Annotated in this window: 19 protein-coding genes; 7 read left to right on the top strand and 12 right to left on the bottom strand. The window is 67.7% G+C overall.

The window, feature by feature from the left end; translation table 11 throughout:
* A partial coding sequence (locus tag ACFSKW_RS32495; protein ID WP_379576291.1) for a sensor histidine kinase occupies positions 1-839 on the top strand: 839 nt, incomplete at its 5' end.
* A 204-nt stretch (positions 840-1,043) separates the two neighbouring features.
* Here the strand turns inward: ACFSKW_RS32495 and ACFSKW_RS32490 are convergent.
* Together ACFSKW_RS32490 and ACFSKW_RS32485 are read right to left on the bottom strand one after the other, a co-directional pair.
* A complete protein-coding gene (locus ACFSKW_RS32490) occupies positions 1,044-1,298 on the bottom strand; it encodes a WhiB family transcriptional regulator (protein ID WP_358135037.1) in 255 nt (84 codons plus the stop codon).
* A 278-nt stretch (positions 1,299-1,576) separates the two neighbouring features.
* Positions 1,577-2,518, bottom strand: a complete 942-nt coding sequence (locus tag ACFSKW_RS32485) for a diacylglycerol/lipid kinase family protein (RefSeq protein ID WP_379576290.1) — start codon at positions 2,516-2,518, stop codon at positions 1,577-1,579.
* 270 nt (positions 2,519-2,788) lie between these two features.
* Between ACFSKW_RS32485 and ACFSKW_RS32480 the strand changes: the two genes are divergently transcribed.
* Complete coding sequence (locus tag ACFSKW_RS32480; RefSeq protein ID WP_379576289.1) at positions 2,789-3,163, top strand: hypothetical protein; 375 nt, start codon at positions 2,789-2,791, stop codon at positions 3,161-3,163.
* Here the strand turns inward: ACFSKW_RS32480 and ACFSKW_RS32475 are convergent.
* The 3 genes from ACFSKW_RS32475 to sodN all read right to left on the bottom strand — a co-directional run bounded on the left by ACFSKW_RS32475 (position 3,160) and on the right by sodN (position 4,888).
* Entirely contained in the window at positions 3,160-3,939 is a 780-nt protein-coding gene (locus ACFSKW_RS32475) for an RNA polymerase sigma factor SigF (RefSeq protein ID WP_379576288.1), read from the bottom strand. The two genes, ACFSKW_RS32480 and ACFSKW_RS32475, sit on opposite strands and share 4 nt — an antisense overlap.
* A gap of 17 nt (positions 3,940-3,956) precedes the next feature.
* A complete protein-coding gene (locus ACFSKW_RS32470) occupies positions 3,957-4,367 on the bottom strand; it encodes an ATP-binding protein (protein ID WP_183655876.1) in 411 nt (136 codons plus the stop codon).
* Positions 4,368-4,486: 119 nt separating this feature from the next.
* Entirely contained in the window at positions 4,487-4,888 is a 402-nt protein-coding gene (sodN, locus tag ACFSKW_RS32465; protein ID WP_358135023.1) for a superoxide dismutase, Ni, read from the bottom strand.
* Between the two features lie 30 nt (positions 4,889-4,918).
* Here sodN and ACFSKW_RS32460 point away from each other — a divergent pair, with 30 nt between their 5' ends.
* Positions 4,919-5,260: a S24 family peptidase gene (locus tag ACFSKW_RS32460; protein ID WP_379576287.1), complete on the top strand. Its 342-nt coding sequence runs from the start codon at positions 4,919-4,921 to the stop codon at positions 5,258-5,260.
* Positions 5,261-5,280: 20 nt separating this feature from the next.
* On the opposite strand, the gene ACFSKW_RS32455 is transcribed toward ACFSKW_RS32460, so the two are convergent.
* Entirely contained in the window at positions 5,281-5,697 is a 417-nt protein-coding gene (locus ACFSKW_RS32455) for a CGNR zinc finger domain-containing protein (protein ID WP_379576286.1), read from the bottom strand.
* 134 nt (positions 5,698-5,831) lie between these two features.
* On the opposite strand from ACFSKW_RS32455, the gene ACFSKW_RS32450 reads away from it, so the two are divergent.
* The 3 genes from ACFSKW_RS32450 to ACFSKW_RS32440 all read left to right on the top strand — a co-directional run bounded on the left by ACFSKW_RS32450 (position 5,832) and on the right by ACFSKW_RS32440 (position 9,903).
* Entirely contained in the window at positions 5,832-7,040 is a 1,209-nt protein-coding gene (locus tag ACFSKW_RS32450; RefSeq protein WP_379576285.1) for an NAD(P)-dependent malic enzyme, read from the top strand.
* A gap of 178 nt (positions 7,041-7,218) precedes the next feature.
* Positions 7,219-8,358 carry an NAD(P)/FAD-dependent oxidoreductase gene (locus tag ACFSKW_RS32445; protein WP_379576284.1) on the top strand — a complete coding sequence of 380 codons (1,140 nt, stop codon included), beginning with the start codon at positions 7,219-7,221 and terminating at the stop codon, positions 8,356-8,358.
* Positions 8,359-8,544: 186 nt separating this feature from the next.
* Complete coding sequence (locus ACFSKW_RS32440; RefSeq protein WP_379576283.1) at positions 8,545-9,903, top strand: hypothetical protein; 1,359 nt, start codon at positions 8,545-8,547, stop codon at positions 9,901-9,903.
* Between the two features lie 48 nt (positions 9,904-9,951).
* On the opposite strand, the gene ACFSKW_RS32435 is transcribed toward ACFSKW_RS32440, so the two are convergent.
* The 6 genes from ACFSKW_RS32435 to ACFSKW_RS32410 all read right to left on the bottom strand — a co-directional run bounded on the left by ACFSKW_RS32435 (position 9,952) and on the right by ACFSKW_RS32410 (position 19,133).
* Entirely contained in the window at positions 9,952-11,529 is a 1,578-nt protein-coding gene (locus ACFSKW_RS32435) for a trypsin-like serine peptidase (RefSeq protein ID WP_379576282.1), read from the bottom strand.
* Between the two features lie 188 nt (positions 11,530-11,717).
* Positions 11,718-13,238, bottom strand: coding sequence for a trypsin-like serine peptidase (locus ACFSKW_RS32430; protein WP_379576281.1), 1,521 nt, complete (start codon positions 13,236-13,238; stop codon positions 11,718-11,720).
* A 456-nt stretch (positions 13,239-13,694) separates the two neighbouring features.
* Positions 13,695-15,209: a trypsin-like serine peptidase gene (locus tag ACFSKW_RS32425; RefSeq protein ID WP_379576280.1), complete on the bottom strand. Its 1,515-nt coding sequence runs from the start codon at positions 15,207-15,209 to the stop codon at positions 13,695-13,697.
* A 471-nt stretch (positions 15,210-15,680) separates the two neighbouring features.
* Complete coding sequence (locus ACFSKW_RS32420) at positions 15,681-16,199, bottom strand: hemerythrin domain-containing protein (protein ID WP_379576279.1); 519 nt, start codon at positions 16,197-16,199, stop codon at positions 15,681-15,683.
* Between the two features lie 413 nt (positions 16,200-16,612).
* On the bottom strand, positions 16,613-17,767 hold the full coding sequence (locus ACFSKW_RS32415; protein WP_379576278.1) for a trypsin-like serine peptidase: 1,155 nt from the start codon (positions 17,765-17,767) through the stop codon (positions 16,613-16,615).
* A 295-nt stretch (positions 17,768-18,062) separates the two neighbouring features.
* Entirely contained in the window at positions 18,063-19,133 is a 1,071-nt protein-coding gene (locus tag ACFSKW_RS32410; protein ID WP_379576277.1) for a trypsin-like serine peptidase, read from the bottom strand.
* Positions 19,134-19,331: 198 nt separating this feature from the next.
* Here ACFSKW_RS32410 and ACFSKW_RS32405 point away from each other — a divergent pair, with 198 nt between their 5' ends.
* A complete protein-coding gene (locus ACFSKW_RS32405; protein ID WP_379576276.1) occupies positions 19,332-20,357 on the top strand; it encodes an SSI family serine proteinase inhibitor in 1,026 nt (341 codons plus the stop codon).
* Positions 20,358-20,506 lie beyond the last annotated feature (149 nt).

Genomic DNA, 20,506 nt, shown 5'->3' with positions numbered 1-20,506 from the left:
ATCTGGTGGGCGCCGAGCTCGGCAGGCTGACGGCCGCGCTCTGCTACTCCGACGAGCCCATCAATGAAGACCTGATGATCGTGGCCAGTGGCCGCGCGGCCAAGGAGACCGAGGTCGAGTCGGGCGGCACGATCGTCCAGCTGCGGGCCATCCCGCTGATCGTCGGCGGCGGCCGCATCGGCGCCCTGGTGCTCATCCGCGACGTCACCGAGCTGCGGCGGCGCGAGCGCGAGCTGATGACGAAGGACGCGACGATCCGCGAGATCCACCACCGCGTCAAGAACAACCTGCAGACCGTCGCCGCCCTGCTGCGGCTGCAGGCGCGCCGCCTGCAGGTCCCCGAGGGCCGCGAGGCGCTCGAGGAGGCGGTACGGCGGGTCGGCTCGATCGCCATCGTCCACGAGACGCTGTCGATGGCGCCGGAGGAGTTCGCCGACTTCGACGAGATCGCCGACAGGGTCATCGCCATGGCGGGCGAGGTGTCGGCGCCCGAGGCGGCGGTGACGCCGCGCAGGGTCGGCACCTTCGGGGTCCTGCCGTCGCTCATCGCGACGCCGCTGGCGATGGCGCTGACCGAGCTGCTGCAGAACGCCCTGCAGCACGGGCGGCCCAGACGGCTCCAGGTGGTGGTGGAGGCGGGGGGCGACCGGCTCAACGTCGTGGTGTGGGACGACGGGCGCGGGTTGCCTGAGGACTTCGACCTGGACAACACGACCAGCCTCGGCCTGCAGATCGTCCGCACGCTGGTGGAGGGTGAGCTGTCGGGCAAGCTCTCGATCGAGCCGCGCGAAGGTGGGGGAACCGAGGTCACGCTGTCGATCCCGCTGCCCGCGTCGTGACCCGGGCGGACGGGCCGGGCGTCGTCCGGAGGCGCCTGCGACGGGTTCGGGCCCGGACGGCGGCCGAGGACAGAGGCCGTGAAAGACCGCGGTCCGCGCCCCGTCGTGCGGGGCGCGGACCCTGGTCTCGCGTTCCGCGGCCCCTCGGGGCCGCGGGCCTGGCAGGAAAGACTCACTCGCCAGGCGTCATGGAGACGATGGGGTTCAGGCGGTGGCGCGAGCGCGGGCGCGGGCCGTGCGGCGCTTGAGGGCGCGACGCTCGTCCTCGCTGAGACCGCCCCACACACCGGCGTCCTGTCCGGATTCGAGGGCCCACTTCAGGCACGAGTCGACGGCCGAGCAGGAACGGCAGACCTGCTTGGCCTCCTCGATCTGCATCAGGGCCGGGCCCGTGTTGCCGATCGGGAAGAACAGCTCAGGGTCCACGTCACGGCAGGCAGCTCGGTGGCGCCAGTCCATGCGTCCACTCCTTCGTAGATGGAGCCGTCGCTAGCCGGCTCCGTGCGGTCTACTTTGTGAAGACTTTCACTAACTAGCGCGAGCCTTTACCCGAATCCTGGGTTGGACCCGGGGGTGTCCGCGCCGTCGCCGGTAGGAGCCTTGGGTGGTTTAAAGGTCCTACGTTCCGACGTCACTGATGAGACTTCCAGCCACGCTTAGTACACGCAAGAGGTTTGGGGCGAAGTTTTGGTGGATATGGATGTCGGATGCATCACACAATGACCGAATGTAACCGTCTAGACCAGTACTTGTAACGCGTTCGGGATAGACCGGAACGTTACGGACTCGCGTTCTCCGAGGTAGTCCCCGTCGAGCTGGAAGGCGACAGGGCGCTCCGCGGAGATCGTGAACTCGGGCTCGTCATGGAGCTGGACGAGGTGCCTGCCCTTCGGAAGGGTGTCACGCTCCGTGAGGATCTGATGGATGATCGAGGCCATCGACGGGAGGCCCATGCGCTGGAGCCCCAGCAGGTCGAGCCCGGTCTCGAAGCTCGCCCATGGAGTCGGCGAGACCGCCTGCGAGCCGACGTAGGTCCATGGAGTGGTGTTGCAGATGATCGCCATGAAGACGCCCTCGGCGGTCGGGATGCCGGGGCCCTTCACACTCATCGCGGCATGCCGCTTGTCCGTGGACAGATAGTGCCGCAGAGCGGTGTTCACATAGCGTGCGGGAGTCGCCTTGCGGCCGGCGCCACGAAGGCCCTCGACCGCGCGCACCACCTCGGCGTCGTAGCCGAGCCCCGAGCAGAAGGTGAAGTAGCGGCTCTGGTCGTCCCAGAGGGCCTGACCCAAACCCACCGACCTCTTGCGGCCCTCCTGCAGTGCCTCCAGCACCGCACCGGTCGCCTGGACAGGGTCGTTCGGCAGGCCCAGCGCGCGGGCGAAGACGTTCGCGCTGCCGCCGGGGATCACCAGGAGGGACGGGCGTTCGCCCTGGTCATGGCCTTCGCCTTCGAGCAGGCCGTTGACCGTCTCGTTCACCGTGCCGTCGCCGCCGAGCACCGCGACGGTGTCGTAGCCCTTGGCGTGCGCGGTGCTCGCCAGCGCTGCCGCGTGCCCTCGGTAGCCGGTCTCCTCGACCGTCAGGTCGACCGCCGCGCTGAGGGCGCGGATGAGCACGTCTCGCGTGCGGTGATTCGTCGTCGTGGCCTTGGGGTTGACCAGGAGCATCGCGCGCATACGGCCAGCGTAGCCAACGATCCATGTCCGTCTTGTCCATAAACGGTCATGGCTGACCAAGATGTCGCCTTGGGTGGCTTTCGTGCAGGGCGGCCGGTTGGGAGACCGAAGGGGCGGAGCGGGATGATGGGAGATCGCAAGCCGGTCCATCGATCCCGATGTGACGGCGGCCGGCCGAAGTCCCGCTGGAGTAGCGTGGAGGACGGCCGGTCACCGGTGACCGGCGTTGGCCTTGACCTCGCTTGCCGTACAAGAGGAAAGAACACACGCATGCGCCCTTGGAGTTTGGTGGTGGCGGCCGCGATCGTGGCGCTGGAAGGGCTCGTGGCGCTCGGGCTCGGGATCTACGCGGCGGTCGGCACCCTGGCAGGGCAGGCGGGCGACACCACCGCGGCCGTCGCCGAGGCGGCGTTCGGCATCCTCATCGGCGCGGGACTGATCTGGGTCGCCTGGGGCGGGCTGCTCAGGGCAGAGCGCTGGGGCAGGGCGCCCGGCGTACTGACCCAGATCTTCATGATCCCCGTGTCGGTGACGGTGATCCAGTCGGGCCAGCCCGCGATCGGCATACCACTGCTGGTCGTCGCGATCGCGGGACTGGGCACGCTGCTCGCGCCGCCGACCACGAGAGCGTTGTACGGCGGCTAGTCCTCGGCCGTCAGCCCCTCGCGCAACTGCGCGAGCGTGCGGGCCAGCAGCCGGGACACGTGCATCTGCGAGATCCCCAGCTCGGTGGCGATCTGCGACTGGGTCATGTTGCCGAAGAACCGCAGCAGCAGGATGCGCTTCTCGCGCGGAGGCAGCCGCTCCAGCAGCGGCTTGAGCGACTCGCGGTACTCGACGCCCTCGAGCGACTCGTCCACGATCCCCAGCGAGTCGGACACGGCGGGCGCGTCGTCGTCGCCCGAGTCGGGGGCGTCGAGCGAGACCGTGGAATAGGCATTGGCCGACTCCAGACCCTCGAGCACCTCCTCCTCGGTCATCTTCAGGTAGGCGGCCAGCTCGGCCACCGTCGGCGCACGCCCCTCGCGCTGCGAAAGCTCGCTTATCGCCTTGGTCAGCGACAGCTTCAGCTCCTGGAGCCTGCGCGGCACCCGCACGGCCCAGCCCTTGTCACGGAAGTGACGCTTGATCTCGCCGACGATGGTCGGCGTCGCGTACGTGGAGAACTCCACCCCGCGCGCCAGGTCGAACCTGTCGATCGACTTGATCAGGCCGATGGTGGCGACCTGGGTCAGGTCGTCGAGCCATTCGCCCCTGTTGCGGAAGCGACGGGCCAGGTATTCCACCAGGGGGAGATGAAGCTCGACCAGCTCGTCCCTGATGCGCTGCCTGCGCGGCTCGTCGGGGCCCAGCTCGGCCAGCTCGGCGAAAAGCATGCGGGCGCGCACCCTGTCGGGCACGGCGTGGTCGCTGGCGGCCATGGCTCCAGTCCTTTCCGTCACGCCGGCCTCGCCGCGCCTCGGCGCTTACGCAGAACGATCGCCATGCGGTCGGGGGAATCGGTGACCGCGTCCACGTCGTCGGCCAGGGCGGTCAGCACCATCCACGCGAAGTCATCGCGCTTCGGCGCCGAACTGCCCACGGTCGCGACTTCCACCCTGACCTGCATCTCCTGCCCGGTCAGTTCGAACTCGGCCGTCAAGTCGGTGCCCGGCACCGCCTCGTTCAGCAGCATGGCGCACGCCTCGTCGACGGCGATGCGCAGGTCCTCGATCTCGTCGAGCGTGAAGTCAAGCCGTGCGGCCAGGCCGGCGGTCGCCGTACGCAGCACGGACAAGTACGCGCTCGCGGCGGGAAGCCTGACGCTCACCACATCACGGATCACGCGCGCCTCGGTGTCCTCGGTCACGTTCCTCCTCGCGTATAGGACGCTCTCTGCAACTTACCGCCACCTGGAGCCGATTGGCGTCCTCAGACGCGCCAACCAACGAAAAAGGCCCCGCAGTCGCGGGGCCCTTCAGCGGCTGTTCAGGCCGCCTTCGTCTCCCAGAAGATCTTGGAGATCTCGTCGATCTTGCCGAGCAGCTCGTCGGCCTTGCCCACGTCGACCGTGCCCTTGCCGCCCGCGGCGCCCGCCAGCTTGGTGGCCTCCCAGAACAGCTGGTGCAGCTGAGGGTAGGTCTCCAGGTGCGGCGGCTTGAAGTAGTCGGTCCACAGCACCCACAGGTGGTGCTTGACGAGCTCGGCGCGCTCCTCCTTGATGGTGAGAGCGCGGGCGCGGAAGACGGGGTCCTCGTTGCCGGCGTACTTCTCCATGATCGCCTTGACCGACTCGGCCTCGATCCGGGCCTGCGCGGGGTCGTAGACGCCGCAGGGGAGGTCGCAGTGCGCCGAAGCGACGTGCTTGGGTCGTAGCAGTCGTGCGAGCATCAGAAAGTCCTTCCTTGATGCTGTGTCAGCTTGGTCCAGTTACCGACCTTACTCGTGCAGGGAGATCGCAAGCCCATGAGGGTGCGTGTCGAAGGAGACTCCATGCGGCCCGCGCTGCGGCCGGGTGACTGGCTGCTGGTACGGCGTGGCGCGGCGGTCCATCCCGGCGACCTGGTCGTGGCCAGACTGCCCGGCGAGCCCTCGAAGCTGATCGTCAAACGCGCCCAGTGGCACGGGGCCGAAGGGTGGTGGCTGGAGAGCGACAACCAGCGCGCCCCCGGACGCAGGGACAGCTGGGACTTCGGGCCCGTCGACGACATCGTGGGCCGCGTCGTGCTGCGCTACTGGCCGCTTCTGCGGCGGGTCAGGTAGGTCCTGCCGCTGCCGCGCGGCTACCGGCCGCTCTTACGGCGCGCGCGGTAGGCGGCGACGTTCGCCCTGCTGGCGCAGCGCTCGGAGCAGTAGCGGCGCGAGCGGTTGGAGGAGGTGTCGACGAACACCTTCGAGCACCGGGCCTCCCTGCAGACGCCCAGCCTGTCGGCGCCCAGCTCGGTGACCACGACGGCCAGGCCCATCACCGGGCCGCCCTCCGACAGGTGGAGGTGCCAGTCCTGCCCGTCGTGCGCGGAGATCTGCGGACGCACGGGATGCCGCGCGAGCAGCTCGTTGAGCAGCTCGACCGCCTCCTCGTGCTTGCCCGCGTCGGCGAGCGCGAAGACGGACGCCAGTTCCTCGCGCAGGCCGTTCTCGTCAGGAAGCTCACCGTTGATGAGAAGGACCGCCAACTCCGCGTATGAGGTCAGATCCAACCTGTTAACACTCCTTACACATGCGCGCGTCTCAGTATGTGGCAGAATCAAAAAACGGGTGACCCCCGTACCCCCTCACGAAGACGCCTGCTCCACGACACCTTTCGTGCGGCGTCTGGTTCGTGCCCATTCCGATGACTACTGGGGTCGCTGTGGCTGTCACGCCCGCTTCTGTCTCTCTCGAATCCCTCGACCTGGATCCCGCCTTCGCCCTGCACCGCGGGGGCAAGCTCGAGGTCCGCTCCACCATCCCCGTCCGCGACGCGGACGACCTCTCCCTCGCCTACACGCCAGGGGTGGCCAAGGTCTGCACGGCCATCGCCGAGTCCCCCGAACTCGCCAGGGACTACACCTGGGTGTCCAATGTCGTCGCGGTCGTCTCCGACGGCACCGCCGTCCTCGGGCTCGGCGACATCGGCCCCTCGGCCGCCATGCCGGTCATGGAGGGCAAGGCGCTGCTGTTCAAGGAGTTCGCCGGGGTCGACGCTGTGCCCATCTGCCTCGACTGCACCTCGGTCGACGCCCTGGTGGAGACCGTCGCCAGGCTCGCGCCCTCCTTCGGCGGCATCAACCTCGAGGACATCAGCGCACCCCGCTGCTTCGAGGTCGAGGACAGGCTGCGGGACCTGCTGGACATCCCCGTCTTCCACGACGACCAGCACGGCACGGCCATCGTCGTGCTGGCCGCCCTCCAGAACGCCGCCCGCCTGACGGGGCGCCCGCTCAGCGCGCTGCGCGCCGTCGTCGCAGGGGCCGGGGCCTCGGGCGTCGCGGTCACCCGCATGCTGCTCAACGCGGGCATCGGCGACATCGCGGTGTCCGACTCGCGCGGCATGATCTACGAGGGCCGCTCCGGTCTGAACCCCTTCAAGGAGGCCCTGGCGGCCGACACCAACAGGAACGGGCTCACGGGCTCGACCGAGGAGGCGCTGTCGGGCGCCGACGTGTTCGTCGGCCTGTCCGGCTCGACCGTGTCGGAGGCGGCCATCGCCTCCATGGCGGCCGACTCCATCGTGTTCGCGCTGTCCAACCCGACGCCCGAGGTGCACCCCTCGGTGGCCGCCCGTCACGCGCGGGTGGTGGCGACGGGGCGTTCCGACTTCCCGAACCAGATCAACAACGTGCTGGCCTTCCCCGGCGTGTTCAGGGGGGCGCTGGACGTCCGGGCCTCCACCATCACCGAGAACATGAAGGTGGCGGCGGCGACGGCGCTCGCGGACGTGGTCGGTGACGAGCTGCGGGAGGACTACGTCATCCCCAGCCCGTTCGATTCCAGGGTCGCCCCCGCCGTGATCGCCGCGGTGGCCGCCCAGGCCCGCGAGGACGGCGTGGCCAGGCTCTGACACTCGCGTGGGCCCCCGGCACGGTCACCGCCGGGGGCCTTCCGCGTCCGGCGCGTCTCCCCACCGTCGTCCGCCCTGGGCGATCCATGATCCCGAGTGTGGCGGCGGTGTGGAGGTATCGGGCAGGTCGTGTGCAAACAGTCGCCCGGGCGGGGCATCGCGCCTACCGTCGCAGGATATGCAGACAGTGGATGTCCTGGTCGTGGGTGCGGGCCTGGCCGGCCTGCACACGGCCCGCCTGCTCGCGCGACAGCGACTGAAGGTGATGGTGGTCGACCGCCGCAGGTCGCTGTCGACGGGTATTCGCACGACCGGGATCTTCGTGCGTCGCACCCTCGATGACTTCGACCTGCCGGACCATCTGCTCGGGCCCGGCGTGCGGGACGTGCTGCTGTATCCGCCGTCGCGGCGGGCACCGATCCGGCTCGCCAGTGACCGCGACGAGTACCGCGTGGCCGACATGGCGGCCGTCTACGAGCACGCGCGCCGCGCGGCGGAGTCGGCCGGGGCACGGGTCCTCCTGGGCGTACGGTATGTCGACGCGTCGATGGGTGTCGTGCGGTTCGCGGGTGCGGGACCGGTGACGGCCCGGTTCGTCGTCGGCGCGGACGGCGCCCGCTCCCGGGTGGCCCGTGATCTCGGCCTCGATGTCAACCGGCGCTTCCTCGTCGGTGCCGAGCTCGTCCACCCGATCGCGTCGGGCACGACGACCCCGGCGTTCCACTGCGTGCTGGACCCACGGGTCGCTCCGGGGTACCTGGGGTGGGTCATCGACGACGGCCGGCACGCGCATGTCGGCGTCGCCGGATATCCGGAGGCCATGCGCACCGGCATCCGCCACCTGCTGGACGCTTTCGCCGCGGACGCGCCAGGCCGCGCGGCGCCGGCCGGTCAGGTCGAGCGCCGAGGTGGTCCGATCCCGGTCGGCGGTGTGCTGCGACGGTTGGCGTGCCCCGCAGGGCTGCTCGTCGGAGACGCGGCGGGCGCGGTGTCGCCGCTGACGGCCGGCGGGTTGGACCCCTGCTTGCGCATGTCCGAACTGGCCGCGGCGGTCGCCGCCGGGTACCTGCGTACCGGCGACCGGCGCGTGTTGAGCCGGTACGACGGGGATGCGTTGCGGCGCCGGTTCCGTGGCCGGCTGTTGCTGCGCCGCGTGTTCGCCGGCATCCGATCTCCCGCCGCGGCAGAGGCGGCGGTGACCGTGCTACGCGGACGTGCCGGTCGTGCCCTGGCGGCGCGGATCCTGTTCGGTGACGGCTCGTTCCCCGATGTCGGCCCACGGCCGGCGGACCCACCGATCGACCGTCCATGCCGGTAGCGCCGCCCGGCTCGCCTGACCCGGGCGGTGCGACCCGCGGGTCATGGGCGGGTCCAGGTGTGCGTGGCGGCGACCTGTCTCGCGGGGAAGTTTGCCGTTCCTTTTGGGAACGGCGATATTGGCGTTACGTTCCGTGCTACAACTGGAGCTCCCTGTAATGACGTGCGACTCTCCGCTGGGGGGCCCATGGAACGTGAGGCCAACCGGCCGCTCCAGGCGCTCATCGCCGAAGCGGGCTTCTCCCACAAGGGGCTTGCCCGCAGGCTCAACGACCTGGGCGCGGCCAGAGGCACGCCAGGCCTGAAGTACGACCACAGCTCCGTTCTCCGCTGGATCGGTGGCCAGCGGCCGCGTGACCCCGTCCCCTCGCTGCTGACGGAGATCTTCGCGCTGCGTCTCGGCCGCAAGGTCACACCGGAAGATCTCGGCATGCCGGTCATCGCGACGCCCCTCCACCTCGGGCAGGAGTTCACGCACACCTGGCAGGAGGGGGTCGCGACAGTGACAGCTCTGTGGCGAGCGGACGTGGAACGACGCAAGTTCCTGGTCGACTCCACCTTCGCGATCGGGGCGGGTTCGGTCGGAGCCATCCGCTGGCTGACGTTCCCGCCCGAGGCGCACCCCTCGGCGACCGGCGGGCGCAGGGTGGGGATGGCCGACATCTCCGCCATCCACGAGGTCACCCGCTCGTTCGGCGAGCTCGACAACCGATTCGGCGGGGGCAGGGTCCGCTCGGCCGTGGTCAAGTACCTCGACACCGCCGTCACGCCGCTGCTCAAAGAAGGTTCGTACGGCGAGAGCACGGGCAAGCGCCTCGCCTCGGCCGCCGCCGAGCTGACCAGGCTGGCCGGCTGGATGGCCTACGACCTCGAACAGCACGGCCTCGCCCAGCGCTACCTCATCCAGGGCCTCCGGCTGGCCCGCGGCGCCGGCGACGACGGGCTGGGTGGCGAGATCCTCGCCGGGATGAGCCACCAGGCCCTCTACATGGGACAGCCCGCCCACGCGCTCGACCTGGCCCGCGCCGCCCAGCAGTCCGCGCTGCGGGCGGGCATCCACACGCTCATGGCCTCCTGCCACGTCCTCGAGGCCCACGCGCACGCCGGGCTGGGCGACAAGACGTCGTGCGCCGCCTCGCTCAACGCCGCCGAACGCGACTTCGCGCGGCGGGCGCCGGGGGAGGAGCCCGCCTGGCTGTCCTACTTCGACGAGGCCTACCTGGCGGCGAAGTTCGCCCACTGCTACAGGGACCTGGGGGAGGGGGAGCGGGCCGTACGATACGCGCGCAGATCGCTGGAGATGGACGGCCGGTACGTGCGAGGGCGAATGTTCAACCTCTCGCTGCTGGCGGCCGGGCTGCTGCAGTGCGGGGAACTCGAGGAGGCCTGCGAGACGGCCACGGAGGCGCTGGGGCTGGCCAACGAGCTCCAGTCGGTCAGGACGCGGACCTACGCGCTCGACCTGCGGCGGCGGCTGGAGCCGTACCGCTCGGAACCACCGGTGGTCGCCCTCAACGAACACGTCAAGGAACTCACCCCTGTGTGACGCGCATGAGGCGGCCCGGCTGGTGGCGAGCCGGGCCGCCGCACACACTCAGCTGAGCATCTCGCCCTTGGGGCCGATGATGCTCTTGGTCTCCGCGTACTGCGCCTTGTTGTAGACGTCGGCGGTCTCACCGTCGAAGTACGCCGAGCTGATCAGGTCGACCCGGTCGTTGCCGTCCTGGTCGTGGAACAGGCTGGTCACGCCGTTGACGTAGCCGAGGCGCTTGCTGTTGTTGTACTTCAGCAGCCACGGCCCGCCGTCCGCGCCGCCGGTCATCGAGCACTTCAGGACCTGGTGGGTCTCGACCCTGAAGCTGTTCACCTGGTACGTCTTCGTGCCCGTCTTGCCGTAGCAGTACTTGGGCGTGACGCCGGTGTACGGCTTGCTGCCGTCGGGGTGCTCGTCCGCGGGATAGCCGAAGGCGAACACCGGCTGGCCCTGCGGCTGGTTCCATGCCATGCCCTGTCCGCCGACTGTGTCGCCGAGCTTGCCGGTGTCCTTGGCCAAGCCGATCATGAAGTGCGGGTCGCCAAGGAAGTAGGCGGCGTCGGCCCCGGGAATGATCCACTGCTTGACGTAGTACCTGGTGAGCTTCGCCGAGCCGGCTCCGCCCGTCACGGTTCCGAGGAAGGACTCCGACTTGTCCCAGTACTTGACCTGGTTCTTCTCGAAACGCTCGGCTCGCTGGGCTGCGGTCAGCGCCTTCAGGCTCTGGTACTCCGCGGCCTCCTGGTCGGAGAGGACGGTCGTGGTCGAGCGGGCCTTCGCACCGATCCGCGTCACATCGAGCCCTGCCGCGTCGTCGTAGGTCTCCGACGAGACCTCCTTCGGCTGGAAGACCCCTCGCTTGTCCTCAGGCCCCGTGGTCTGGGTGGCGACACCGTCGACGATCCTGCCGAGTCGCCCGGCGTTGACGCCCTTCTCGTAGTCGTCCTTCGCGACCTTCTGCCACCTGTTGTCGACCCACTTGTCGCCCTTCCACTCAGCGAACTCGCTCGGGGAGACCTCACGCGAGCCTGGAAGGTCGAAGCCGTTGTGGACCGCCACGAAAGCGAAGTCGCCGTCGTAGTCGTCGTAGGTGTCGAGATCGTAGGTGGTGAAGGCGTACGCGCCGGCGAAGACACCGAAGGGTGCCTTGCCCTGGTAGTAGCCGGGCACGAAGACCCATTTGGCGAACACGTCACGGCCGCGCTCGTACACGCAATGGCCCGCGGTCGCGACCAGGTTGCGGTGCCTGGACTGGACCGAGGTGGCCGAGCACCAGCGGTAGTCGCCCTTGCTGTCGACGAAGAAGACCTTGCCGATCGTCTTGGGCAGGTTGACGTTCTTCACCTTGCCGCCGGTCGTCGCGGCGCCGATGGGGGCGACGACGCCGGGCTTACCGTCATCGGGGGTGTCGCTGCTCACCCGGACAAGCTTGGTGATGTTCTTGTAGTCCCAGTGGTACTGGGCGGCCTTCTTCAGGGCAGCGCCGTTGGCGTCGAGCCAGAACAGGGCGGTGCTGTAGGCGTCGGCGGGCTTGGGTGCGAGGGGATCGGTGACCCAGCTCGGCGCGGCGGCGGCCGGCGCGGCGAGAGTGGCGGCCGCCAGGCCGGCAGCCGCCAGGGGGATGAGCAGGCGCTTCAACGGGAGGCTCCACAGAGTTAACAAAAGGGTGTAAGGACCCTATCGACCCTTGCGTCACTTGCGTAAGGGATCTTTTCTGAGTGTTTTCTCCAGAAAAGGCCGAAGGGCCCGGCAGAAGCCGAGCCCTTCGGATGAAGCAAGGTGGAGTTCCGAGGTTTGGACCCTCAGGCTCCGGGTGATCGCGAAGACTAGCTACCGACGGTCGGCAGGATCTTGCCGGACGCCTGGTTGGCAGCAGCCTTGTACACGGCGGCGGTCTCACCGTCGAAGTACGGGCTCGAGATGTAGTCGACGCGCTCGTTGCCGTCCTGGTCGTTGAAGGTGCTGGTGACACCGTTCACGTAGCCGAGACGCTTGGCGTTGCTGTACTTCAGCAGCCACGGGCCACCGTCGTAACCGGGGGTCACGGGGCACTTCAGCGCCACGTGCTCCTCGATCTTCTTGGCGGCGGAGCCAACCAGCTTGGCGCTGGTCTTGCCGTAGCACCACTTCGGCGTCACACCGGTGTACGGCTTGGAGCCGTCGGGGTGCTCAGCGTAGGGGTAGCCGAAGGTACGGACGATGCCACCGGTGGGCTGGTTGTACGCGAAGCCCTGGCCACCGACGACGTCACCGAGACGGCCCGTGTCAACGAGCTTCTCGATGATGAAGTGCGGCTTGAAGATGAAGTACTGCGCGTCCGAGCCAGCGATGACCCACTGCTTCACGTAGAAGCGGTCGATCTTCCACTGCTTGGTGGCGGGGTCCTGGTACGCCTTGCCCAGGCCCGGCTTCTCAGCCTCCTGCTCGGAGACGACGGTGGTGGTGACGAACGCCTGCGCGCCGACCTTGACGTCGGTCGGCCCGCCGACAGCCGCAGCGGCCTTGTAGTCGGCCTCGTTGACTTCCTTGGGCTCGTACACGCCGCGCGAGTCCTGCGGACCAGTGGTCTGCGGGGCGGTGGCGGGCACGACGTCACCGGTGTTGCCGGTGGTGGCAACCCACTTCTCGTACTCGTCCTTGGAGACCTTGATCTTCTCGACCTTGACGTCCTTGCGACCCGTGTGAGCCTTCCACGCGTCGTAAGCGACCTCCTGGCCACCCACGCCACCGATGCCGTTGTACACGGTCACGAACGCGTAGTCGCGGTCGTAGTCCTCGTACACGTCGAGGTCGTAGTGGGTGTAGGCCTGCTTGCCGACGAAGATGCCGTAAGGCGTCTTGCCCTGGTAGTAACCGGGGACGAAGACCCAGCGGGACACAACCTCGCCGTTGTTGGCCAGGTCGTAGACGCAGTGACCGGCAGTCGAAACCAGGTTCTTGTAGTTCGACTGGATCGAGGTGCCGGAGCACCAGTACAGCTTGCCGTCCCGGGCCTCGAAGAAGACCTTACCGATGGTCTTCGGCATGTTCACGTTGTGAACCTTGGCCGCGACCTTCTTCTCCTCGCCGATGGGCGCGACGACACCCGGCTTGGTGTCGGCGGTGTAGCCACCCTTGGAGACGAGCTTCTTAACTTCCTTGTAGTCCCAGTGGTAGGCCGTGGCCTGCTTCAGGGCGTAGTTGTTCGACTTCGTCCAGAAGTCGATCGTGTTCAGAGCAATCTCGGTGCTCTTCGCGAGGTACTCGTCCTGGGGAGCAGGCGTCGCCGAGGCGGTACCGGCGAGACCAGCGGCCAGCAGACCGGTGGCCAGAACGGCACCACCAGCAGGGAGGAGGATGCGCTTCAAGGTAACTCCTTGCGCTGTCGTGGAACGCCTCTTGCGTCCCATGCGTCAGTAAAGGGATAGCCAGGAACATACAGTGCCGATCTTGAAAACTGGAAGCCGCTTTGGCAGGAAAAGGCCGCACAAGTCGGGCGTGATCGTTCTGTGATGTTTAGGCGTCCGAAGCGCACGCTGGGTGTCCGCGGGGACAGGGGACTGTTTCCGCAGATCATCATAAAGATGTGGTTAGTGTGGCGAATGAGGTTGCAGTGCCCCGGTCGCACCGGGTGAGGATCGCGTGTGATGCAGATCACATTCGTCTGATGGCACCGTTTCGCGCCGTCGTGCGTCGAAGGGGCCAGCAAATTTCGATCAGACCTACGAATGTCACCCAAACGCAGAGGGGCCCGACTGTCGTCGGGCCCCTCTGGTGTTGCTAGGTAAGCCGAGGATCACCCCTCAGCTCGGTTGTACGACAGCTCAGCCGGTGATCTTGCCGGACCACACGTTCGCAGCGGCCTTGTAGACGGAGTTGGTCTCACCGTCGAAGTAGGGGCTGGAGATGTAGTCGACGCGGTCGTTGCCGTCCTGGTCGTTGAAGGTGCTGACGACACCGTTCACGTAGCCGAGACGCTTGGCGTTGCTGTAGTTGAGCAGCCAGGGGCCACCGTCGGCGCCCTCGGTCATGGAGCACTTCAGTGCGATGTGCTCCTCGATCTTCTTGGCGGCGGAACCAACGGTCTTGGCCGTGGTCTTGCCGTAGCACCACTTGGGCGTGATGCCGGTGAAGTTCTTGTGACCGTCGGGGTGCGCCGCAGCCGGGTAACCGAACACGCGGACGTACTTGCCGGTGGGCTGGTTGTAGGCGAAGCCCTGACCACCGACGTTGTCACCGAGGCGGCCCGCATCCGTCACGGGGACGATGATGTAACGGCTCTCGATGATGTAGTACTCGGCGTCCTTGCCGGGGATGACCCACTGCTTGGTGTAGTAGCGGTCGATCTTCCACTGGCCGTTGGCCTTGTCCTCGTAGGCGTTGCCCGGGCCCTTGTAGGCCGCCGCCTCTTCCTTGGACACGAGGGTCGTGGTCTTGAACGCCTGGGCGCCCACCTTGATCACGGTCGGGCCGCCGACGCTGGCCGCGTCGTTGTAGGCCTTCTCGCTGACCTCGAGCGGGGTGTAGACGCCGCGGTTGTCCTCGGGGCCGGTCGTCTGAGGCTTGACCTCGTCAACGACCTTGCCGACTCGACCGGTGGTGCCGACCCACTTCTCGTACTCGTCCTTCGTGACCTTGACGTCCTTCTCGTCCACGAACTTCGGACCCTTGAAGGCGTCGAACTCGGACTTGGTGACCGTCTTGGCACCGTCGAACTTGATGCCGTTGTAGACGGTGACGAACGCGTAGTCGCGGTCGTAGTCCTCGTAGACGTCGAAGTCGTAGTGCGTGAACGCCTGCTTACCGACGTAGATGCCGAACGGCGTCTTGCCCTGGTAGTAACCCGGGACGAAGACCCACTTCGACATGACGTCGGAGTTACCGGCCGTGTCGTAGACGCAGTGACCGGCCGTGGCGACCAGGTTGCGGTACCTCGACTGGATCGAGGTGGCGGAGCACCACCGGCGCTCGCCCTTGGAGTTGATGAAGAAGACCTTGCCGATGGTCTTCGGCATGTTGACGTTCTGCGACTTGGTCGCGGTCTTCTTCTCTTCGCCGATCGGCGCGACGACACCCGGCTTGGTGTCGGCGCTGTAGCCGCCGGTCGACTTCAGCTTGGCGACGTCCTTGCTGTCCCAGACGTTCGACTCCTTGGCGGCCCTGAGGGCGGCACCGTTCGACTCGGCCCAGTACTTGGCGATGGACGTGGCGACTTCAGCGTTCTTCGCCAGCGGGTCGCTGGCGATGTCGCTGGCGGCCTGAGCGGTACCGGCCAGACCGGCAGCCAGAAGGCCGGTGGCCAGAACGGCGCCGCCGGCGGGGAGGAGGATGCGCTTCAAGGGAACTGCTCCTTGCTCTGTCGTGGGACGCAACATGTGTCCCATGCGTCAGTAAAGGGATAGCAAGGACCATAACGCGGTGATCTTTGCAGGTGGAAGCCGTCTCGAGGCATCTGAGAATCGCCCTTACCGGCGTGACCCTTCCGTTATCAGTCAGAGATGATCGCTGGGAGTGATCGCCGCACCACGTTTTCGCAGGGTCTCGTGGGGTTGTTGCGCATGAGGCGAAAGTGGAGTGAGTGAGTGGACACGTTGCGTGAGGGCTTGGATGTGACTCAGATCACATGAATCTGATGGCACCGATTCGGGGCTTGCTCCGTCTAATATCACTCGATCTTGCCAGGAAACATTCAGGAAAGAGACTTCGGGCTACGTATCGGGCGCTGACTGTAACGGTGAGTGATCGCTTTGGCGCGGTCCATGGAAGGGCAACAGAACGGGCCGCCCCGTGGGGCGGCCCGTTGGTCGGTTTCAGTCGGAGGTGGGTATGGCGGAGCCGGAGGTTTTGAGGAACTCGGGGGGCGATTCCGTCCACCCGGGAGCCTTCAGCGCGTTGAGCGCGGCCGTGATCTGGCGCTCCTCGAAGGCGAAGTGGGACTCCATGATGGCGGCCAGGCCGTCGAGCTCGCGGCGTACCCGCTGGATCTCGGCCTCGTCGGGCTCGGCCCCGACGTCGCCGGCCAGGGCCTCGATTCTGCGGAGGATGTCGGCCACCAGGTGGTGGTCCTGCCGGAGCTTCTCCAGGACGGGGCGGAGGTCGGGGAACTCCTCGGCCAGGGCGGGGAAGGCGGTGTCGTCCTCGCCCGTGTGGTGCCTTTCGAGGGCCGAGCAGAAGGTCAGGCAGTGGGCGCGGAGTTCGCGCGGGCGGTGGGCGTTGCCGTCGAGGTTGTCACGCAGCTTCGAGAGCTCTTCGCGGAGCCAGAAGTGAACGTCGATCAGTTGGGTGCCGAACGCTTCGAGGCGTTCGGCGGGGTCGGTGGGTGATGGCACGTGTTTCCCAGGTTTTCGGCGCCTCCATGCCCGCGGCGGTCTCTTTGCCGGGTGCACTGCGACGCTGACCCGGGATCTCATCACCCTTTGGAGAAGCCGTCAATCGGGCGTGGCCACCGTCCGTCCTGCTCGTGGTGACCGGCGAACGGGTGGGGGGACGCGCCGCGCGGTACGAGGCCGGCCTGTGGTCCCCGAGGAGAGTCGCGGCGCGTGTGGCGATGTGGGGTGCGTGGGGGGTGGTCGCTCGACCTGGTGGGCGGCGGGCAACCTGAAGGCCTTCTGGCTCCGGGGGATTCGAGGACGCCCCCCGGTGGGGGAGCACAGAAAGAAGGGTGTTGGACGCGGGGACGCCGGGTGGAGACATGGAGAAGGGCCCGGCGGGGGGCCGGGCCCTTCTCAGGAAACGCTGGGTGTTACTTGAGCAGCTCGCCGTTCGGGCCGACGATCTTGCCGGACGCCGTGTTCTTGGCCGCGTTGTACACAGCGGCCGTCTCGCCGTCGAAGTACGGCGAGGAGATGTAGTCGACGCGGTCGTTGCCGTCCTGGTCGTTGAAGGTGCTGGTGACACCGTTCACGTAGCCGAGACGCTTGGCGTTGCTGTAGTTGAGCAGCCACGGGCCACCGTCGTAGCCGGGGGTCACGGGGCACTTCAGCGCCACGTGCTCCTCGATCTTCTTGTCCGGCGCGCCGACGGTCTTGGCCGACGTCTTGCCGTAGCAGTTCTTGGGGGTGACGCCGGTGTACGGCTTGCTGCCGTCGGGGTGGGGCGCGTACGGGTAGCCGAAGGTGCGCACGATCTTGCCGGTCGGCTGGTTGTAGGCGAGGCCCTGGCCGCCGACGTTGTCGCCGAGACGGCCCGCGTCCTCGGACAGCAGGATGTAGCGGCCGCCGAACTTGGGCCCGACGAAGCGGTCGTAGTCGCGGCCGTCGACCTGCTTGACGCCGGTGAAGCGGATGCCGTTGTAGACGGTGACGAACGCGTAGTCGCGGTCGTAGTCCTCGTAGACGTCGAAGTCGTAGTGCGTGAACGCCTGCTTGCCGACGTAGATGCCCCACGGCGTCTTGCCCTGGTAGTAGCCGGGGACGAAGACCCACTTGGACATGGTGTCGGCGTTGCCGTCGGTGTCGTAGACGCAGTGACCGGCGGTCGCGACCAGGTTCTTGTAGTTGCCCTGGATGGAGGTGGCCGAGCACCAGCGGGGACGGCCGCTGGCGTCGAGGAAGAACACCTTGCCGATGGTGCGGGGGATGTTGACGTTCTGGGCCTTGCCGGTGCTGGTGGAGTTACCGGTCGGGGCCACCATGCCGGGGTTGCCGTCGGGGGTGTAGCCGCCCTTGGAGACGAGCTTCTTGACCTCCTTGGAGTCCCAGTAGTAGGCGCTGGCCTGGCGGAGGGCGGCGCCGTTCGACTTCCACCAGAAGGTCGCGATGGAGGCGGCGTCGCCGGCGTTCCGCGCCATGGGGTCGGAGGCGATGTCGCGGGCGGCCTGGGCGGTGCCGGAAAGGCCAGCGGCCAGGAGACCGGTGGCCAGGATCGCACCGCCAGCGGGGAGGAAGATGCGCTTCAAGGTATAACTCCAGGTTTCCTTTGCGCTGACCGTGACGCCTGTTGCGTCCCAAGAGTCAGCAAACGGATAGCAAAGGAACCTACAGGGGCGGCTTCGGTCATGTGAATTTCCACTTGATCACGTCAACGGACAAGTCGGGCGAACTGCGCGGACCGTGATCTGTCTGAGATGAAGTGACCTTGCGTGATCTGTGCTGATCAGCGCGCCCTTGACGCGTAGGTGATCAAATGGTTGCCACGAGAGTGTGTGATCTGGGCCACATTTTGCCGAGGTGGCCGTCCGAAATCCCGAAATTTCAGGTGATGGAGTCGTTGGCCGCGTGATCGTAGACCTCGAACGTCGTCGCGGCGAAGTACGGCGAGGACACCGCGTCGTACTTGCCCACCGCGTCCAGGTTCCACGTGAGGCTGTTGATCCCGTTGAGGTAGCCCAGGCCCGTCGACGGCTTGTAGCCGAGCATCCACGGCCCGCCACTGGCTCCCGCGCTGAAGTCGCAGCCGGTGAGCAGCACGCCCCACTGCAGGTTGCGGGTCGGGTTGACGGTCCGCTTGGTCTTGCCGTCGCACGTCTTGAGCGTGCGGCCGTCGAACGGGTGCGAGTTGTCGGGCTGCGCGCCCGCGGGGTAGCCGAAGGCGCTGACCTGGTTGCCGGTCTTCTTGCCGACCGTCAGGCCCAGCCCGCCGACGTTGTCCGCCAGCCTGCCGACGTCCTTCATGACGGCCTTGCCGTTCTCTGTCGTCCAGCGGAAACCGCGGTGGACGGAGATGAAGGCGTAGTCGTAGTCGTAGTCGCCGATGGCCGCCCAGTCCTCGTGCATGTAGAGCGTCGAGCCGACGTAGACGCCGTCGGGCGCGTCGCCGTCCTTGCCGGGGTTGGGGACGAACACCCAGTTGGCGCTCTTGCCGAGGCGCGGGTCCCACGCGCAGTGGCCCGCGGTGGCGACGAGGCTGCGGTTCTTGGCGGCGACCGCGCTGGCCGAGCACCAGAACTCCCTGCCGCCCTGCTGGAAGTAGACCTTGCCGATCGTCTTGGCGACGCCGCCCTTGGCGGGTGCGGCCGGCGCGATGTCGCGTGGCGCGCGCCTCTTGGCGGCGCTGTTGGTGATCAACGAGCCCGCCGACGTGGAGGGCGAGGACGACGGCGTGGACACCTTGGTGCCGGGCGTGGCGGGGGAGTTGTTGTCGGCGTCCTTGAGGCGCTCGGGCTTCCAGTACTCGGCGACCTTGCGCATCTCGGCGTCGGACTTGGCCAGCGGCTCGGAGTAGACGTAGTCGGGCGGAGCGGTGGCGGCGGCGTGGGAGACCCCCGTGATTGCGGGCAGCATCAGCAGAACGCCGCTGGCAGCGGCGATCGCGAGTTGCCTCATGCGGGGGATCATGAAATGCCTTCCTTGGACCGTAACGAGCGATTTTTCCAGATCGTAAGCGCTATTGCAGCCTGGATTGGCGATCGTTATCTGATCAAGAAAGGCAAGTGCTTGTATGAGGGCATCGTCCGATAGGTGCCCAATATCCCGCGCGTCGGTCGTTGTCCCTGGTCAAAGGCCCAGGAGAGGCTTCTTGTCATGAGAAGACTCGCATGTTTGGCCGTGCTTTGCTGTACGGCTTTCGCCGCGTCTCCCGCGCCCGCGACGGCGACCCCCGACCCGAACCCTGATCCTGTGCGGGGGATCGCCGACGTGATCATGAAGAAGGTCAACCAGAAGCGGATGATCATTCTGAGCGCCGGGTCGCGCCTGGCACTTCTGACGTGTGATCCGTCCCAGGCCTCCACGCATCCGAACCCGCAGCAGGCCTGCGCGGAGCTCGACGCGGTCGGCGGCGACCCCGCCGCGCTCGAGCCCGACCCGAGCCTCAGATGCACCGCGGGGTACGAGCCCGTCCGCGCGACCGCCACCGGCGTGTGGGACGGCAGGACGATCAAGTACAGGGAGACCTTCAGCAACGCCTGCAAGATGCGGGCCGAGACGAGATCGGTCTTCACCTTCAGAACGGCGACATCGAGGCAGCGGCCCGAGGAGGGCGACTTCGGGCGCCGACCCGGCGAGGGCGACCTCAGGGGGATGACCTGGAGCGGTCGGTTCCAGGGCGAGGAGCACAGGGGGGCGACCTCACGTGATCGGATCCCCGACGAGGAGCACAGGGGGACGGGCTCGCGGGGCTGGTTCCCCGGTGGCGAGCACAGGGGGACGGGCTCGCGTGGTCGGTTCCCCGACGGCGAGCGCGGGGGGATGGGCTCGCGGGGCTGGTTCCCCGGTGGCGAGCACAGGGGGACGACCTCGCGTGATCGGTTCCCCGGCGGCGAGCGCGGGGGGATGGGTTCGCGGGGCTGGTTCCCCGGTGGCGAGCACAGGGGGACGACCTCGCGTGGCCGGTTCCCCAACGAGGATCGCGGGGGGATGGGCTCGCGGGACTGGTTCCCCGGAGGCGAGCACAGGGGGACGACCTCGCGTGGCCGGTTCCCCGACGGGGAGCACAGGGGCATGACCTCACGAGGCCGGCTCCACGAGGGTGACCTCAGAGGGGTGAGCTCGCGAGGTCGGCCGCACATGAACGACCTCAGGTGGGGGCCCATGGACGGCCGCCGGTAGGCGGCGACACCGGATCGAGGCCCGAGGCGGACAGGCTCTCGCGGACGGCCCCTGCGCGTCCTCGGGCAGGGGCCGGGCGGCGGACGGCGGCGCCGAGGCTGCCGAGGGCGGCGATGCCGCGCGCGAACCCTCCGCCGACACCGCGACCA

It is taken from the genome of Nonomuraea mangrovi (assembly GCF_042681425.1).
Taxonomy (GTDB): Bacteria; Actinomycetota; Actinomycetes; order Streptosporangiales; family Streptosporangiaceae; genus Nonomuraea; species Nonomuraea mangrovi.
This window is presented reverse-complemented; position numbering and strand designations above follow the sequence as displayed.

Bases quoted from the DNA above. Each gene is read 5' to 3' on its own strand.
- ACFSKW_RS32490 (WP_358135037.1), bottom strand. From the start codon at position 1,298: ATGGACTGGCGCCACCGAGCTGCCTGCCGTGACGTGGACCCTGAGCTG.
- ACFSKW_RS32485 (WP_379576290.1), bottom strand. From the start codon at position 2,518: ATGCGCGCGATGCTCCTGGTCAACCCCAAGGCCACGACGACGAATCAC.
- ACFSKW_RS32480 (WP_379576289.1), top strand. From the start codon at position 2,789: ATGCGCCCTTGGAGTTTGGTGGTGGCGGCCGCGATCGTGGCGCTGGAA.
- ACFSKW_RS32475 (WP_379576288.1), bottom strand. From the start codon at position 3,939: ATGGCCGCCAGCGACCACGCCGTGCCCGACAGGGTGCGCGCCCGCATG.
- sodN (WP_358135023.1), bottom strand. From the start codon at position 4,888: ATGCTCGCACGACTGCTACGACCCAAGCACGTCGCTTCGGCGCACTGC.
- ACFSKW_RS32450 (WP_379576285.1), top strand. From the start codon at position 5,832: ATGACTACTGGGGTCGCTGTGGCTGTCACGCCCGCTTCTGTCTCTCTC.
- ACFSKW_RS32445 (WP_379576284.1), top strand. From the start codon at position 7,219: ATGCAGACAGTGGATGTCCTGGTCGTGGGTGCGGGCCTGGCCGGCCTG.
- ACFSKW_RS32440 (WP_379576283.1), top strand. From the start codon at position 8,545: ATGGAACGTGAGGCCAACCGGCCGCTCCAGGCGCTCATCGCCGAAGCG.
- ACFSKW_RS32410 (WP_379576277.1), bottom strand. From the start codon at position 19,133: ATGAGGCAACTCGCGATCGCCGCTGCCAGCGGCGTTCTGCTGATGCTG.
- ACFSKW_RS32405 (WP_379576276.1), top strand. From the start codon at position 19,332: ATGAGAAGACTCGCATGTTTGGCCGTGCTTTGCTGTACGGCTTTCGCC.